Consider the following 13,577-nt stretch of genomic DNA (forward strand, 5'->3'; position numbering starts at 1 on the left):
GTCGCGGTACCAACAGCGATACCAACAAATTCGGTTGTTACGGGCGGAGATTGGCGGATGTTGACGGAAGTCGGGAAAGAAGCTGATGGTGCCCAGGGAGGGAATCATACGCAACCACCGACACGACGAACCCCTGTTTGTCCTTAGTATGGTGGCGTGAGCGCTTGGCATGATGGCGGAGGTTCGCGGAGATGAGGGAATGGTCTTGTCTTGACTGATCGGCAAGCCTCCGGGGCGGCCTTTATCGACAGTGCCGCAACGGCCAAATCGGAGAAGCCGAGGACGTCCAGGAATTGGGCGGCAGCGAGCCGGAACTATCTCCGTAGGCAGATCAGGAACGGAATGCCTACGCACGACTTGGATTTATGAGATCGTCGCTCGCCGTCAACTACACGGCGCACGTCGCGGATAGCCAGAAGTCCTACAGCTGGACCCGCGTGTTCTCAGATGCAAGCGCTCGCGCAGATGGCCAAAAGTTCCGGTCTCGAGTTCCATTGAATGAGCAGCCGTGCCCGCAGACGGAATGCTAGCGGGAGGGGCAGGCGCTTTTCTCTGCCAAAGGAGACTTCGCTATGCCCGACCGCATTGACATAGACCACAAGCACTGCCGAGCGATTCTTAGAGTCATTGGGCAGCAACTGCGCGCGTCGCTGAAGCTTGAGCCGGAACAACCGGAGAGTCTCAGAGCGCAAATCGAACGGCTGCGGGAATTGGAGGAAGGCTCACCAAATCGTTCCCGTTGATGAGGGGAGAAAAGGCCGCTGAAGCCAGCTTGAGGCAGCCCGCCAGCTAGCCACAAGAGCCGCGTCGTCGCGATCCAGCCGTCGCACGCTCCGTGATACGGCGAACGAGTAGCGTCGTTCCGAGTATTTCAGCAACCGCGGCAGATAGTCTTTAGCTTGGCAGATGTCCGAGCTTCTTCTGCTGCAAACGGGTCTTTGTATGGAGGCCGCCCTGCGTCGCTTTCAACGATTGCGGGCTTTTCCAATTTCGGAGGATAGGCCGCGTCGTAGCAGACCAGGCGTGCGGTCGTGCCTCCGATGGCGCGACAGTCCGGTCCCTTAGCGATCGCGCTTTGCACACATGTAAACAAAACCAACACTGCGATAATACTTCGCATCGAATTTCCGTTTTACGCGTATGGGCGATTGGCGCATGGTTACGAAACCAAAATCTACTTCCAACTCTGTGGGCCAACGAAGCGGAGGCACGCGCGACGCCAACCGATGAAGCCGAATCGAGATGAATCGCAGGCGCGTCAATCTGAGCTCAATTCTCGGACGAACCGCCAGGGAGGAATTGCGACGGTTGGCTACTCCCACTGCTTATCGGATAAAGTCGTCGACGATTGGCCCGCTTTACGAAGCAACGATGTGCCAGGCCCCGTCACCGCCGGTCGGCCGACGGCCTTCCCGACGAAACGCTCCTCCGCAGTGTGCAATTCGCGAAGAATGAAGAATAGTGACGGCCCGCTTGTCGCTCATTTGCGGGAGCAACGTCACGGTATTAGCAGCTGACATTTCGAGCACTGAAAGCTGCTGGTCTCCGGATCAATGCAGGCAAATCCGGCCGGCACATGATCGGCGCGTGTAGCAGTGTCCCCCCTCACATAGGCGTAGCCATCAGCCTGTGAGAGCCGTGCCACGTCCAGCCTCCCACAACGTGGACACTCAAGGTCTACGGTCCATTCGTCGCGCGTGGTCATTCGTGGCTTTTCGGGACGGAACCACGCGACCCCAGCTCATCGGCCTGGCCAGAATCAATGAATTCCTGGGCCTGCGTCTTGGTGGCGAAGGTGATGAGTCCGTTGCCGACCACACCACCCTGGAGGAGTTCGGCCACTGCGTATTTGCCGCCAATCGAGGGGCAAGTCGTCCAACCGATGCGGTTTTTCATTCATCGAGTATGCGCCGTGGCCGGTCAACATACCAGCCCGAACCTAACCACAATCGAACCGACCCATCGCCTAGGTTTGAGGAATGTTTGGAAGTCGGCTAGCTTGGCACCATCACCGATCCTGTCTGGGCATTTCCGGTGACAGAGAGACGCTACAGCGCTCCCGCCTAATTCGGGAGCAATTGCATGCGTAGGTACTTTTTCGATCAGCGCGAAGGTGACGAGATGATTCCCGACGAACAGGGGATAGATCTCGTTTCGCTGGAGGCTATGCAGCACGAAGCGACCTTGGCGCTGGCACTCCTCGCCAGGGATGAAGTTCGACGCTGCACCATCGATGCTCCCGCACGCCGCCTCGCAATCAACGTTCGTGACGAAGGTGGACCGGTTTTACGGGCGACGTTCACCTTCGAGATCAGACGTTTCCAGTAAGGCCATCTTGCTCGGCGCGAGCGGTCGGCCACCGCCCGATGCGGGTAATAGAGCTATCACAGTAGTCAAAAGCGGAAGACCACCGGCGGCCAACCAGGCGAAGCTGTGAAAATGGACGCTTCTCGTCTTCTTTGGCGGGAGCGCACTTCACTCCCAGTAACCGATGGATGCCGACCAACGGGCGATTATATGGAGCACCATGACGCGTCCGCCGGCGGAGTAGCGAGCGCTTTGAGGCGTTCCAGGCGCGACATCGGATCGCAAGAAAGCGGTAGCTAATGCCGCTGAAAGAGCGCATGGTCGTTCGTGGGCAAGCTGACATTAGCGCCCGAGCATTGGCAAAAGGCGGGCGTACATGAAAACTCGCTCGCGACGGGAAGTCGTCACCTTTAAGCATTCGTTTCAGATCAGGGGCATCGATCACCCTCTCCCTGCCGGACGCTACGAGGTCATCACAGACGAGGAGATGATCGAAGGCCTTTCCTTCGGGTCTTATCGTCGCGTTGCGACCATGATGATCGTGCCGGCAGCCTCGCACGGCGCCAGGATGGAGATGTTTTCCATCGGCCCGGCCGATCTGGCGGTTGCACAACGGATCGACGCGAGCTTGCCGGATGACTGACGAGCCGCTCGATCTCGATAAACATCGCGGGATGGCGGCGCAGAAAGCGACGGAAATCCGCCGCGCAATGACGGATGTCGAGAGCCGTGCGCGAGAACTGCGCGAACGGCAAAGCGTGCTGGAAAGCGGACTAATGTCGGTCGCCGCGACCTCTTGGCCGGAAGCGGCCGCCAAGGCACGCTACGTGCTCAACATCTACGCGGCGAGCCTGTCGCCTGCAGATACAAGGCATCGCGATCTCGTCGCGGCGATTCTTGCGGATTTTGCCCGGCTCGACGGGCAGGGCTGAAGGCCATGCCGGCTTCGGCCAACGGCAACGGATTAGTCGCATGGCACTTGAACAAGCCTGCTTCACCAGTTTCGAGTACGACCGCATGATCGTGCGGTTCTCGATGCGCGACGGCGCGAAGGTCATCCCCTGCGCGATCTCGACCTCCGCAATGGATGAGCTGGAAGGCGCGGGACGCGCAGCATCGAGCGAGCGCGAAGCACAGTTCATGCGACTGCGAGCGCGCGTTGAAGCGCGCGCCGCTGTCAAATACATGGCGGGCGAGTTCGAAGGTGTACCCGCCGGGATCATCCTGAGAAGCATCGACTTCAGGAAGCCGTAATAGTCGCAGGCCAACGAGGAAGTGAAAGACAAGGGAGATCACGCTTGAAGGGCGACGTAGTCAACAGTGATGGCGCGCACGTCGCCGTGGTGATCAATTCCGCTATTTTCGACCTTAAGGGCCGGAAGCTTTACGATCTGAAGGGCAGCAGAATTTACCGGCTGTCCGGTGAACTGGTCGGTCACCTCAACGAAACCGGCGGCTCCCTACGACGGCTCGACAAGTCGACGGACAGTTTGTTCCGGCAACTTCCGCATGGAGACGTCGTCGCAGGAACCGGAATGACACCCGGACGTTTGACGAAGGTGGCGAGAGATCGTGAATCGTAAGGCCGCCGCCAACGATGCACGAACACCCGAGGCCTAAGCCGAAGTCGTGTCTAGACCCGTCTCATAACTTAGGGAGGATCGAGTGCCAGGGACGATCAGAGACCGAGTCTTCGGTCGCCAGAGCTCAACCGCCGCGGCTCGAGAAGCCAACAAGATGTTCCGGAAGGTGGAGGCCGCGCCGAGCGAGCACGCCAAGGCCGACAAAGCGTTCCACGCCAACCGCGAGCGTCTCAAAGCCGAGCGATTGGCGCGAGAATCCAAGCGTCCCGCCAACCCGCCGATAAGGCCAGCCGGATGACGTCGCATCATCGCGAAGCGAGGCAGGCGATCGTTCGCGAATGGGACCACTGGATCAAGACGCAGCCGCTTGATGGAAAAGCCTGCGCACGCGACGCGCGGCGGTTTTTCCTGGAGATCAAAGCCAGACGCGAGCCAACATTGCTGGATTTTCGGTCGGGCGCGGAGGACAAATGGCAGATCGTCCATCAATGGCTCGCGGCGGAACAGCGGATCTTAAGCTAAGCAACTGTAATCAGGCTGAGAACCGAAAGCGATAAAGGCCGCCAGCTGCAACGATCTTACCGCTTCGTCTCGCTTCTGTCGTAAATGAGAGCGGCTTGGAATACGCGTCCAACGACGGTTCTCACCTCAACCGAGAGGTCCGGTCGATCGTCCAGAGTGGCAAGGTCACGCGCCAGGCCTGCCAGCGATTCTGCTGCCTCGACTTCAGCTTCACATTGCGTTGCAAACTCCATCCCTTCCTCATCGGGATAGATTCCGTTGTCATCTCTGATGTCGAAGTAGTAGCGGATCATCCGCGTTTCCTTTCGGCGGCAACAGATGGCATGCGGATTTCGTTCCTCGCATCGACACGGTCAGACTTCTGCTCCCTCGCAATACCTTTTCAATGGCGCTGGTTGGGGTCCTGGACGCTTGGCAGTCATTTGACCGGCCCCACAGAGAGCATAGCGAATAGAGCACCATCACCCTCAATTTGCGCCGTTTCTCGGCTGGTCGCGTACCCGTAAGCCAACTCAACGTTTGCTTCGGAAACGTGCCATTTCCAGCGCGTGGGCTGTTGAGGCGTCACGGTGACCTCTAGCAAGCGAGGTGTGAAATAGGTTTTCATTTCCTTAGTATGCGCCCTAACCGATCCAATTCCTAGACATGATGTCCAGCTGCCACAATCCAACGGAACGAATTGAAAGCTCTGCCTCTCGATGAGACCATCCGGCTTCGATAAGTCTCACGCGCTATTCGGACCCGTCGCTTTACCTTAGCCGAGGTAACCGGCCGATATCCTTGCTAGGTGGCGGTGACCTGCGGCAAAGGCGGCTTGCGCTCTGGAAGCTTTTTCTTCGGAGGCGCCGGCAGCAATCCTTCGCGGATCGCCTGCTTCCGAGCGAGCTTGCGGGCCCGACGAATGGCCTCCGATCTTTCTCGCGTCTTTCTTTCCGAAGGCTTCTCATAGGCGCGGCGCTGCTTCATCTCCCGGAAGACGCCTTCGCGCTGCATCTTTTTCTTCAGGACTCGAAGTGCCTGGTCGATATTGTTGTCGCGAACAAGGACGTGCATCAAAACTCCTCGATGGCTGCGAACCAGAACAGTCCTGCACGCAGCCTTCGCGCATGGGACGTTCACGAATATTAGGATGAGAGTAACGGCGTAATTCTTCGTCGGCTTCGAACAAGCCGGTCTGCTCGCCATGCCGATACGCCTAGTAGAATGACCGGATCACTGCCGCGCGGCCGTGTCAATTGATTAAGCTCCGTCGGCGGACCCGTTCGATGCCCTCGATCAGCTGCAGAGGCCCGAACTGAAACAAATGAGCCCTCTCCCTTGTAAGTCCTGCACATAGTGTATATGTTGAGACTATCGATTAGCCGCTGTGCCTTGTTGAACGCGCCCGCGGGCTCCTTTTCCAAAGACATCGACGAAGTTGAAATCGCCGCGTGACTGTCACGCGGTACGCGCTCGTGCGCTTTGGAGATGAAGATGACGACAGGTACTGTTAAGTGGTTCAATAGCCAAAAGGGCTTCGGCTTTATCCAGCCGGAAGACGGCAGCAGCGATGTGTTCGTTCACATCAGCGCGGTCGAACGGGCTGGTCTTTCGAGTCTCGCAGAGGGCCAAAAGGTCCACTACGAGGTGAAGGCCGACAAGATGCGGGGCAAAGTCAGCGCCGAGAGCCTCTCGCTGGCGTGAGTTTCGTCGTGTCGTTTCACGGATGTACTGAAACGGCCATGCTGCCCGCTCGATCTCAGGATTGAGCGGGTTTTGCTTGTTGGAAAGTGGGTGAGGATGAGCGTCAGGAAGCCGGCGGAATCATCACCGGAAAGCGTGGCGCGTGCCAACCGAAAGCGATTGACCGCTGAAGAAGGAGCGCGCGCGATGGCGGAGGTCGGAAGACAGGCCATCGAGATTCGCAAGAACATGGCGCGACTTCGAGAACTCCGCGAGACCCGGGAAGCCGCCGTTGCATCGCGTCTGGCATCGTTGCCGGCGCCTGCGTCAAAGAAACGCGCGAGGAAGTTGCCGCGATAGTCAGCTTCGACAGCGGTCGATGAATGTGCCGACGACCAAGCCTCACCAAGCCGGAGCATGCAGATCGTGCGTAGAGCCAAGTCACACGGCGACGGAACAATAACGTTCTCTCTTGCGCTCGGCGCAGCTCGACAGATGTGCCGGCTCACAACGACATTTCACACAGACAAGCAAGCCCTTAGTTATCTTCATAAGTACCGGACAGAGCTGGAGCAGATGGCGCGGGCGCGCCTTGCCTCGGGGCAGCTTGAAGACGGGATCGTCGTGCTCTCGATGCTCTAGCTTTGGCCGGGACCGCGAGATGCGCCAGGCTATTTGAAGCGTCGTCAAGCGATTTCGCGTGCCAAAGCGTTTTGCTTTTGGGCTTCCGCGATTTTCCGGCGCTGTTTTGATCCCTCGATCACCTTCGCTTTCCTTAGCCTTTTTTCCTTTTCTCCGAGAGGAAGACGCCCAACCCGTTAGTTGAACGAATTTCATCATGGTAAGTTGTTCCCACCGGCTGAGGGTGTGCCCTCAGGTTCGGCGGCTGTACGGAGCACTCATGTGCAAGCAGTGCGACGAGCTTCAGATGCAGATCGACATGTTTCGACGCGCACTCGGTCAGCGTTTTGACCCGCTCACCACGGATCGTCTCAAGGCTAGCCTTGCTGAGATAGAAGCGAAGAAGGCTGCGCTGCATCCAGAGACGAAGTGAGGCCGCGTCTCAGTTGGCTTCGTTAGGAACGACCTTTCAAGCAAAGACGCTGAGAGAGGCCCGCAAACCTCCGAGCTTGTGCCATCCAGCGGAACGGCCCATCATCCGACGCGCGCTCGGCAGAGGGCCGGTTCCAGTTTAGGGTCGCCTCAGTAGACGAGCCTCTAGCCGCTTCTCTCTCTTCCAGAGAGCAGCATAAGCTTCAAGCGGCTCGGCAGACGCTTGGCATCTCCTCTCAATCACGGCCGAAAAGCGACTGTTCGATCCTCATCCAATGCCCTCATTGCGCCCGGCTGGACTGCGCTCCGTTCCTGCGACAGCCATGCAAATGAAATAGGGACCGCGTCTTAGCGGCCCCTGCTGGATAATCGAAAAATGATCTTGATGAAATAGCCCGGTATCGGACCCTATACCCCTCTGGCCCCAAAAGCAGATTCCGTAGAAGCACGGTGAAACAAAGAGGTCCCAGCGCAACAGCTATTGGCGTAGCTTTATCTGCAATTATTGGCGTGGACGCGAATTGCAGAGATGCGCTCTGACCGTTCTTGAGTCCGCCGCCGTCTTCGGGATCACGATTTGCTGGTGGCCAATTTCGCCCGCCATGAAGCATGGCATAGCGCCGGACGCATACTGGACGTGCCGCTCTTCACCCTGGCGTACGATCTTGTGCTGCGGCAACGGCATGATTGCGGGCGCGGGCGACATGGAGGCGCTCACCCCAGCGAAGCCTCGCTTGGCGGTACCATCAAGCCAGTGAAATCGTATAAGATCGTAGCTTGTCGTACAAAATCGTAGATTGGTGGCGGGGGAGCACCCGCCCCCCGACCTTCATTGGTTTGCGAACTGCGGCTCGGCGCCAGAGCGAACGATGCTGAAGGCTCCCGTCCGTCAACGCGAATTCCGCGGACGCCCTTCGCGCGATCATCTAGCGAAGCAATCGTACAAGATCGTGCTCTAGCGTGGAAAAGCGGAGGAGTTTGGTGCCCAGGGGCGGGATCGAACCACCGACACTGCGATTTTCAGTCGCATGCTCTACCAACTGAGCTACCTGGGCATACTCGCGGGGCCGAAAGGCCGGAGCGAGCGGGCGGTTTATAGAGAGGTCGGGGCGCCGTGTCCACCCGCCTTCGCCAAAGGCTTCGGCGTGGCAGGCCCGGTCCCAGCGCTTTCCCCAACTTGTTGGGAAATCTTGGCTATTCCGGGTCCTCCGCGTCGTCCTCGCGGCCGGGAACGACATAGCGGCCGGTCAGCCAGCGGTTGAGGTCGACGTCGCGGCAGCGCGGTGAACAGAATGGGCGGAAGGCCTGCGCGACGGGCTTGCCGCAGATCGGGCAGGCGCGCGGGGTGGCCGGGGGCGTTCGGGCTTGGTCAGTCATGGCTGGGCCGGAGTTTACATCATCTGCCGCATGTTTCCGCCGCGCTCCCTCCCGCTTGCGGATAGGGCACTCGCATATGCGTCTTCGCCGGCCGGTGCCTGGCCTCGCGGATCAAGCCGGCGACCTCGCCCGAAAGCGCAGGGCGATAGCCTCGGGGCGAGGGATGCCGGCAGTTGACGGCCCCTTTGCATGGGGTTGTTTTCGATATTTTGGCAGCGCGCCCGCGGGGACGAGCTATCGCATCCGGCTATCGGCTCGTTCCATGGTCCGCAAGCGGCGGAGGTGGACTGCCATCGCCGCGCGAAAGCAGATCCCTCACACCGCGACGGCGTTGAGCCAGCCGTGGCGGATCGGAAAGCCTTCGCCGCCAAGCAGGGTCACGGTCTCGTAGAGCGGCAGGCCGACCACGTTGGTGTAGGAGCCGACCATCTTGACCACGAAAGATCCGGCGATGCCCTGCACGGCATAGCCGCCGGCTTTGCCGCGCCATTCGCCGGAGCCGATATAGGCCTGGATGTCGTCCTCGCTGAGCCGCTTGAAGCGCACCCGCGTCTCGACCAGGCGCTGGCGGAACGCCTCACGCGGCGTCACCACGCAGATCGCGGTGTAGACGCGGTGATTGCGACCCGACAGCAGCCGAAGGCATTGCGCGGCCTCGTCGACCAGATTGGCCTTGGGCAGGATGCGGCGGCCGACCGCGACCACGGTGTCGGCGGAGATGATGAAGGAGCCGCGCAGATCGTCGTCGAGCTGCACCGATTTCAGCGCGGCGTCCGCCTTCGCACGCGCCAGGCGGTTGGCGCAGGCACGCGGCAACTCACCCCGCCGCGGGGTCTCGTCGACATCGGCCGGGCGCAGCGCGTCGGGCTCGATACCGGCCTGGTTGAGCAGGGCCAGCCGCCGCGGCGAACCGGAAGCAAGAACGAATTTGGGACGGCCTAGCATGCGGGCTTTTTGGGCTGAATCGGGGGGACGGACGCCGGCGGAACCTATCGGATGGGGCATGGATGCACAACCTTGGAACCGGCCGCGAATCGCGCTCCCCCTTGGAGACAAGGCCCCATAAGCACAGCTGTTTGTCAGTCTGGCGACAAGCCCCGATCGCGCCAATCGGAACACGCCGGTCCCCTGCCTCACTGAACCTCACAGGTTCGCCGCGCCGCCCTTGGCAAAACGGCGGCGGATGCGCATCATGAGGCCGTCGCAGACCTCGCGATAGGCGGCGAGCTTCTGCTCGCGCGAGCCCTCGGTGCCGGTGGGATCGACGGTGGGCCAGTATTCGACGTCGGCGGCGAGCGTCCGGGTCAGATCCAGCGCCCTGTGGTGCGCCTCCGGCGACAGCGTGATGATGAGGTCGAAGTTCAGCCCTTCCCAGTCCTCGAGCTCCTCGAAGGTCTGCGGCTTGTGACCGGAAATGTCCTGGCCGAACTCGGCCATGACCGCGACCGCGAACGGATCGAGCTCGCCCTTCTTCACACCGGCGGAACGCACATAGACGCCTTGCGGAAACATCTGCTGCAGCAGGCTTTCGGCCATCGGCGAGCGCACGGCGTTGTGGCCGCATGCGAACAGCACGGCCTGCGGAGTGCGCGCGCGTGGCGCTTCCATGCGATCAGGCTTTTTTCGACCGGGGTACGCCCCCGTCAATCATCGTTTCACCGATCATGCGCCTTCACCCTTCCAGTGCAGCACAGTGATCAGCGTGAACAGCCGCCGCGCGGTCTCGAAATCGACCCGCACCTTGCCCTTGAGCCGCTCCTGCAGCGTGCGCGAGCCCTCGTCATGGATGCCGCGGCGACCCATGTCGATCGCCTCGATCTTGTCCGGCGTCGCGGTACGGATCGCCTGATAATAGCTGTCGCAGATCATGAAGTAGTCCTTCACGACGCGGCGGAACGGCGTCAGCGACAAGAGATGCGCCACGACAGGCGCGCCGTCCTCCTTCCTGATGTCGAACATCAGCCGGTTGCCGGTGATCGCGATATGCAGGGTGTAGGGCCCGGTCTCGGCGCCCTCCGGCGCGAACAGGTTCTGCTCGACCAGGTCGTAGATCGCGATCGCCCGCTCATGCTCGATGTCGGGCCCGGAACGGCCGATCGATTCCTCGTCGAGCGTCACCGCGACGATGCGATTGTTGGAATCCTCGTCGTCTGGTGGCTTGTTCATGAGAGATTGAGGCGCAATCCGACGGAACGTGAATGGGCATCGAGACCCTCGGCCTGACCGAGCGTCATCGCGGCGGGCCCGAGCGCACGAAGCTGATCCGGCCCGCACCTCAGGATCGAGGTTCGCTTCATGAAGTCAAGCACCCCGAGGCCGGAGGAGAACCGCGCCGAGCGCGCGGTCGGCAGCACATGGTTGGAGCCGCCGACATAGTCGCCGATCGCCTCCGGGGTATGGGCCCCGAGGAAGATCGCCCCGGCGTTGCGGACCTTTTTCGACAGGCCCTCGGCGTCCGCGGTCATGATCTCCAGATGCTCGGCCGCGATCGCATTGGCGAGCTCGACCGCATCGTCCAGTTTGGCGACTTTGATGACGGCACCAAAATCGTTCCACGAGGTGCGGGCGATCTCGGCGCGCGGCAGCGTCACCAGCTGCGCCTCGACCGCGCGTTCGACATCGGCGGCGAGCCGCGCACTGTCGGTGATCAGGATCGACTGCGCGCTGACGTCATGCTCGGCCTGCGCCAGCAGATCGGCCGCGATCCAGTCGGCATTGCCGGTGTCGTCGGCGATGACCAGCACCTCGGAAGGGCCGGCGATCATGTCGATGCCGACCTTGCCGAACACCAGCCGCTTGGCCGCGGCGACATAGGCGTTGCCGGGGCCGACGATTTTTGCCACTGGCGCGATCGTTGCCGTGCCGTAGGCCAAAGCGGCCACCGCCTGGGCGCCGCCGACCCGGTATATTTCCGAGACGCCGCCGAGACCTGCTGCCGCGAGCACCAGCGGGTTGAGCTTGCCGTCCGGCGCCGGCACCACCATCACCACCCGCGGCACGCCGGCAACCCGGGCCGGCACCGCGTTCATCAGCACCGAGGACGGATAGGCCGCGGTACCGCCCGGCACGTAAAGCCCCACCGCATCGACCGCGCTCCAGCGCCAGCCGAGCTCGACGCCTGCGGCATCGGTGAAGCGCTCGTCCTTCGGCAGCTGACGGCGATGAAACGTCTCGATGCGGTCGCGCGCGAATTTCAAGGCATCGACGGTCTTGGGATCGCAGGCCGCAACCGCGGCGTCGATCTCGGCCGTAGTGATGCGCAGGCCGCCGGCGTCGATGTCGAGCCGGTCGAACTTTTTGGTCGCCTCCAGTAGCGCGGCATCGCCGCGAGCCGCCACGTCGTCGACGATGGCGCGGGTGGCGCGCTCGACGTCGGCCGACACCTCGCGCTTGGCCGCCAGGAAATCGCGGAAACGCTGGTCGAAATCGGCGCTCTGTCGGTCCAGGCGAACGGGCATGGCGGCTTTCTGAAGAGGACTCTGGGTCCCTGCTCAATGGCGCGGCGGATAATGGCCGTCAACCCTTGGCTCCCGTCGTCCCGGCGAAAGCCGGGACCCATTACCCCAAATGGCAATTGTGGTGGAACGCTGCGGCCCCATCCCGTTCAAACGACCTGCTTTGGTGGTAATGGGTCCCGGCTTTCGCCGGGACGACGGATTTACCCCCGGACCACGCCGAGATCGTCAGCCCCGAGATCGGTCAATTCGCATTCCAGGCACTCGACATCGAGCCGCAGCGCCGCGCCCCGGCCGAACATCAGGAGCGCGCTGCCGCCCGGCGGGTCGGAAGCATGGAATTCGATCCCGAGCAGTTCCAGGGTGGCCTCCTGGGCCGCCGGGTCGATATTGCGCGACTTGCATGCCAGCACCCGGTCGAACCGGAGCGCGGCGATCAGCCGGCGCGAACAGGTGCCGCCGGACAGGGTCTGCTCCCAGTCCAGCCGGTTCAGCCCGACCACGAGGCGTTTCTCGTGCCGGCGCCAGACGATATCGGCAGGCTGGACGCGGGCGTCCTGCACGTGGGCGGAGATGACCGCGAGGTCATCAGCATCGAGGGCAATCAGCTTCAGGGGAGCAGGCGAGGACATGACGGTAGTTATAGCGCCTTGGCGCCCGGGAGGTACCCACGTCGTCCGAGGAAATCCCGGTCGAGGGAACCGGGCCGGCGCGGCGTCAGAGGCGATTGATATCCTCGCTCTCCAGCACCGGCCTGGGGTAGCCGTCGCGGGCGACCTTGAGCATGGCGCGGCCGAGCTGTTCCGACGTCGTCATGAAGCCCGGGGCGACCCGCACCAGCAACGAGAGCAGCGGCGAGGTCGCGAGATAGATCGCCTGCACCCAGCCGGTCTTGGAGCGGACGCCGTGCAGCGGCTGGATACCGGCGGGCCGGAACATGTAGGCGCCCTTGAACGGCAGCTTGAGCAGGTCGTTCTCGGTCTTGCCCTTCACCCGTGCCCACATCAGCGGGCCCTGCTCGGTGGAATCGGTGCCGCGTCCGGTGACATAGGTGAACACCATGCCGGGATTGAGCCGCGCCAGCGTAGTCGCCGCAGCCAGCGTGATGTCGTAGGTGAGATGGCGATAGCGCGCTTCGTCCATGCCGATCGAGGAGACGCCGAGGCAGAACAAGCAGGCGTCATAGCCGGCAAGCTGCGGCTCGATCGCGCTGTAATCGGTGAAATTGTCGTGGATCAGCTCGACCAGCTTGGCGTCGCGCTGGCCAGTCGGGCTGCGCCCGACCACGAGCACGCGCTCGACGCCGGGATCGAGCAGGCACTCGCGCAGCACGCCCTGCCCGACCATGCCGGTGGCGCCGAACAGGATCACCTTCACGTCACGTGCCCTTCTCCGTTCTGACGGGATGCGCTCAGACGACAGATGCCGTGTCGAAAAAGATATATCAGCGCGTGAAGCCTTAGTGAGGTGAGCACGTCGGTCAGGCTCCCTCCCCCTTGCGGGGGAGGGTTAGGGAGAGGGGTAAGCCCAGGGCGAGATGCGCGACGAAGCAATCGGCATCGCAATCTCGGTTACACAATTGAAGGCGATTCGAGAGAGCACGCCGTGTGGCCACCCC

At 61.7% G+C, this 13,577-nt stretch carries 19 protein-coding genes and 1 tRNA gene; 9 read left to right on the top strand and 11 right to left on the bottom strand.

Going from position 1 to position 13,577, the window contains the following annotated elements:
* Positions 1-1,701: 1,701 nt before the first annotated feature.
* Entirely contained in the window at positions 1,702-1,896 is a 195-nt protein-coding gene (locus FNJ47_RS37935; RefSeq protein ID WP_163160959.1) for a hypothetical protein, read from the bottom strand.
* A 186-nt stretch (positions 1,897-2,082) separates the two neighbouring features.
* Between FNJ47_RS37935 and FNJ47_RS37940 the strand changes: the two genes are divergently transcribed.
* The 6 genes from FNJ47_RS37940 to FNJ47_RS37965 all read left to right on the top strand — a co-directional run bounded on the left by FNJ47_RS37940 (position 2,083) and on the right by FNJ47_RS37965 (position 4,412).
* A complete protein-coding gene (locus FNJ47_RS37940; RefSeq protein WP_163160960.1) occupies positions 2,083-2,328 on the top strand; it encodes a DUF6894 family protein in 246 nt (81 codons plus the stop codon).
* 355 nt (positions 2,329-2,683) lie between these two features.
* On the top strand, positions 2,684-2,950 hold the full coding sequence (locus FNJ47_RS37945) for a hypothetical protein (RefSeq protein ID WP_163160961.1): 267 nt from the start codon (positions 2,684-2,686) through the stop codon (positions 2,948-2,950).
* The gene (locus tag FNJ47_RS37950; RefSeq protein ID WP_074128800.1) at positions 2,943-3,239 is read left to right on the top strand and encodes a hypothetical protein; all 297 of its coding nucleotides are present in this window, start codon (positions 2,943-2,945) and stop codon (positions 3,237-3,239) included. Before FNJ47_RS37945 ends, FNJ47_RS37950 begins: the two co-directional genes overlap by 8 nt.
* A gap of 40 nt (positions 3,240-3,279) precedes the next feature.
* Complete coding sequence (locus FNJ47_RS37955) at positions 3,280-3,561, top strand: DUF1488 family protein (protein ID WP_163160970.1); 282 nt, start codon at positions 3,280-3,282, stop codon at positions 3,559-3,561.
* Between the two features lie 44 nt (positions 3,562-3,605).
* Positions 3,606-3,890: a hypothetical protein gene (locus FNJ47_RS37960; RefSeq protein WP_236000332.1), complete on the top strand. Its 285-nt coding sequence runs from the start codon at positions 3,606-3,608 to the stop codon at positions 3,888-3,890.
* 294 nt (positions 3,891-4,184) lie between these two features.
* On the top strand, positions 4,185-4,412 hold the full coding sequence (locus tag FNJ47_RS37965; RefSeq protein WP_163160962.1) for a hypothetical protein: 228 nt from the start codon (positions 4,185-4,187) through the stop codon (positions 4,410-4,412).
* Positions 4,413-4,468: 56 nt separating this feature from the next.
* On the opposite strand, the gene FNJ47_RS37970 is transcribed toward FNJ47_RS37965, so the two are convergent.
* Positions 4,469-4,705, bottom strand: a complete 237-nt coding sequence (locus FNJ47_RS37970; protein ID WP_163160963.1) for a DUF6894 family protein — start codon at positions 4,703-4,705, stop codon at positions 4,469-4,471.
* A gap of 490 nt (positions 4,706-5,195) precedes the next feature.
* The gene (gene rpsU / locus FNJ47_RS37975; RefSeq protein WP_163160971.1) at positions 5,196-5,465 is read right to left on the bottom strand and encodes a 30S ribosomal protein S21; all 270 of its coding nucleotides are present in this window, start codon (positions 5,463-5,465) and stop codon (positions 5,196-5,198) included.
* Between the two features lie 420 nt (positions 5,466-5,885).
* On the opposite strand from rpsU, the gene FNJ47_RS37980 reads away from it, so the two are divergent.
* From FNJ47_RS37980 to FNJ47_RS53375, 3 genes are all read left to right on the top strand, one after another.
* Positions 5,886-6,095, top strand: a complete 210-nt coding sequence (locus FNJ47_RS37980; protein WP_074128225.1) for a cold-shock protein — start codon at positions 5,886-5,888, stop codon at positions 6,093-6,095.
* 396 nt (positions 6,096-6,491) lie between these two features.
* On the top strand, positions 6,492-6,716 hold the full coding sequence (locus FNJ47_RS54045; protein ID WP_163160964.1) for a hypothetical protein: 225 nt from the start codon (positions 6,492-6,494) through the stop codon (positions 6,714-6,716).
* Positions 6,717-7,002: 286 nt separating this feature from the next.
* Complete coding sequence (locus FNJ47_RS53375; protein WP_283806588.1) at positions 7,003-7,128, top strand: hypothetical protein; 126 nt, start codon at positions 7,003-7,005, stop codon at positions 7,126-7,128.
* Positions 7,129-8,106: 978 nt separating this feature from the next.
* On the opposite strand, the gene FNJ47_RS37990 is transcribed toward FNJ47_RS53375, so the two are convergent.
* The 8 genes from FNJ47_RS37990 to FNJ47_RS38025 form a co-directional block, all read right to left on the bottom strand.
* A tRNA-Phe gene (locus FNJ47_RS37990) sits at positions 8,107-8,182 on the bottom strand.
* A 139-nt stretch (positions 8,183-8,321) separates the two neighbouring features.
* Positions 8,322-8,504 carry a DNA gyrase inhibitor YacG gene (yacG, locus tag FNJ47_RS37995; protein ID WP_163160965.1) on the bottom strand — a complete coding sequence of 61 codons (183 nt, stop codon included), beginning with the start codon at positions 8,502-8,504 and terminating at the stop codon, positions 8,322-8,324.
* A 315-nt stretch (positions 8,505-8,819) separates the two neighbouring features.
* Positions 8,820-9,449, bottom strand: a complete 630-nt coding sequence (locus tag FNJ47_RS38000; RefSeq protein WP_050423304.1) for a Maf-like protein — start codon at positions 9,447-9,449, stop codon at positions 8,820-8,822.
* A 198-nt stretch (positions 9,450-9,647) separates the two neighbouring features.
* Complete coding sequence (locus FNJ47_RS38005; RefSeq protein ID WP_163160966.1) at positions 9,648-10,112, bottom strand: arsenate-mycothiol transferase ArsC; 465 nt, start codon at positions 10,110-10,112, stop codon at positions 9,648-9,650.
* Positions 10,113-10,166: 54 nt separating this feature from the next.
* Positions 10,167-10,670 carry a UPF0262 family protein gene (locus tag FNJ47_RS38010; RefSeq protein WP_050423302.1) on the bottom strand — a complete coding sequence of 168 codons (504 nt, stop codon included), beginning with the start codon at positions 10,668-10,670 and terminating at the stop codon, positions 10,167-10,169.
* Positions 10,667-11,962: a histidinol dehydrogenase gene (gene hisD, locus FNJ47_RS38015; protein ID WP_163160967.1), complete on the bottom strand. Its 1,296-nt coding sequence runs from the start codon at positions 11,960-11,962 to the stop codon at positions 10,667-10,669. The genes FNJ47_RS38010 and hisD overlap by 4 nt, the downstream gene beginning before the upstream one ends.
* 200 nt (positions 11,963-12,162) lie before the next feature.
* The gene (locus tag FNJ47_RS38020; RefSeq protein WP_163160968.1) at positions 12,163-12,591 is read right to left on the bottom strand and encodes a DUF2948 family protein; all 429 of its coding nucleotides are present in this window, start codon (positions 12,589-12,591) and stop codon (positions 12,163-12,165) included.
* A gap of 85 nt (positions 12,592-12,676) precedes the next feature.
* Entirely contained in the window at positions 12,677-13,336 is a 660-nt protein-coding gene (locus FNJ47_RS38025) for a Rossmann-fold NAD(P)-binding domain-containing protein (RefSeq protein ID WP_163160969.1), read from the bottom strand.
* Between the last annotated feature and the right edge of the window lie 241 nt (positions 13,337-13,577).

This window comes from Bradyrhizobium uaiense (genome assembly GCF_010811875.1).
In the GTDB taxonomy this organism is placed as follows: domain Bacteria; phylum Pseudomonadota; class Alphaproteobacteria; order Rhizobiales; family Xanthobacteraceae; genus Bradyrhizobium; species Bradyrhizobium uaiense.

What these genes read in the sequence shown, in the direction of transcription:
- FNJ47_RS37935 (WP_163160959.1), bottom strand. Translation starts at nt 1,896, where the DNA reads ATGAAAAACCGCATCGGTTGGACGACTTGCCCCTCGATTGGCGGCAAA.
- FNJ47_RS37940 (WP_163160960.1), top strand. Translation starts at nt 2,083, where the DNA reads ATGCGTAGGTACTTTTTCGATCAGCGCGAAGGTGACGAGATGATTCCC.
- FNJ47_RS37945 (WP_163160961.1), top strand. Translation starts at nt 2,684, where the DNA reads ATGAAAACTCGCTCGCGACGGGAAGTCGTCACCTTTAAGCATTCGTTT.
- FNJ47_RS37950 (WP_074128800.1), top strand. Translation starts at nt 2,943, where the DNA reads ATGACTGACGAGCCGCTCGATCTCGATAAACATCGCGGGATGGCGGCG.
- FNJ47_RS37955 (WP_163160970.1), top strand. Translation starts at nt 3,280, where the DNA reads ATGGCACTTGAACAAGCCTGCTTCACCAGTTTCGAGTACGACCGCATG.
- FNJ47_RS37965 (WP_163160962.1), top strand. Translation starts at nt 4,185, where the DNA reads ATGACGTCGCATCATCGCGAAGCGAGGCAGGCGATCGTTCGCGAATGG.
- FNJ47_RS37970 (WP_163160963.1), bottom strand. Translation starts at nt 4,705, where the DNA reads ATGATCCGCTACTACTTCGACATCAGAGATGACAACGGAATCTATCCC.
- rpsU (WP_163160971.1), bottom strand. Translation starts at nt 5,465, where the DNA reads ATGCACGTCCTTGTTCGCGACAACAATATCGACCAGGCACTTCGAGTC.
- FNJ47_RS37980 (WP_074128225.1), top strand. Translation starts at nt 5,886, where the DNA reads ATGACGACAGGTACTGTTAAGTGGTTCAATAGCCAAAAGGGCTTCGGC.
- FNJ47_RS54045 (WP_163160964.1), top strand. Translation starts at nt 6,492, where the DNA reads ATGCAGATCGTGCGTAGAGCCAAGTCACACGGCGACGGAACAATAACG.
- FNJ47_RS53375 (WP_283806588.1), top strand. Translation starts at nt 7,003, where the DNA reads ATGCAGATCGACATGTTTCGACGCGCACTCGGTCAGCGTTTTGACCCG.
- yacG (WP_163160965.1), bottom strand. Translation starts at nt 8,504, where the DNA reads ATGACTGACCAAGCCCGAACGCCCCCGGCCACCCCGCGCGCCTGCCCG.
- FNJ47_RS38000 (WP_050423304.1), bottom strand. Translation starts at nt 9,449, where the DNA reads ATGCTAGGCCGTCCCAAATTCGTTCTTGCTTCCGGTTCGCCGCGGCGG.
- FNJ47_RS38005 (WP_163160966.1), bottom strand. Translation starts at nt 10,112, where the DNA reads ATGGAAGCGCCACGCGCGCGCACTCCGCAGGCCGTGCTGTTCGCATGC.
- FNJ47_RS38010 (WP_050423302.1), bottom strand. Translation starts at nt 10,670, where the DNA reads ATGAACAAGCCACCAGACGACGAGGATTCCAACAATCGCATCGTCGCG.
- hisD (WP_163160967.1), bottom strand. Translation starts at nt 11,962, where the DNA reads ATGCCCGTTCGCCTGGACCGACAGAGCGCCGATTTCGACCAGCGTTTC.
- FNJ47_RS38020 (WP_163160968.1), bottom strand. Translation starts at nt 12,591, where the DNA reads ATGTCCTCGCCTGCTCCCCTGAAGCTGATTGCCCTCGATGCTGATGAC.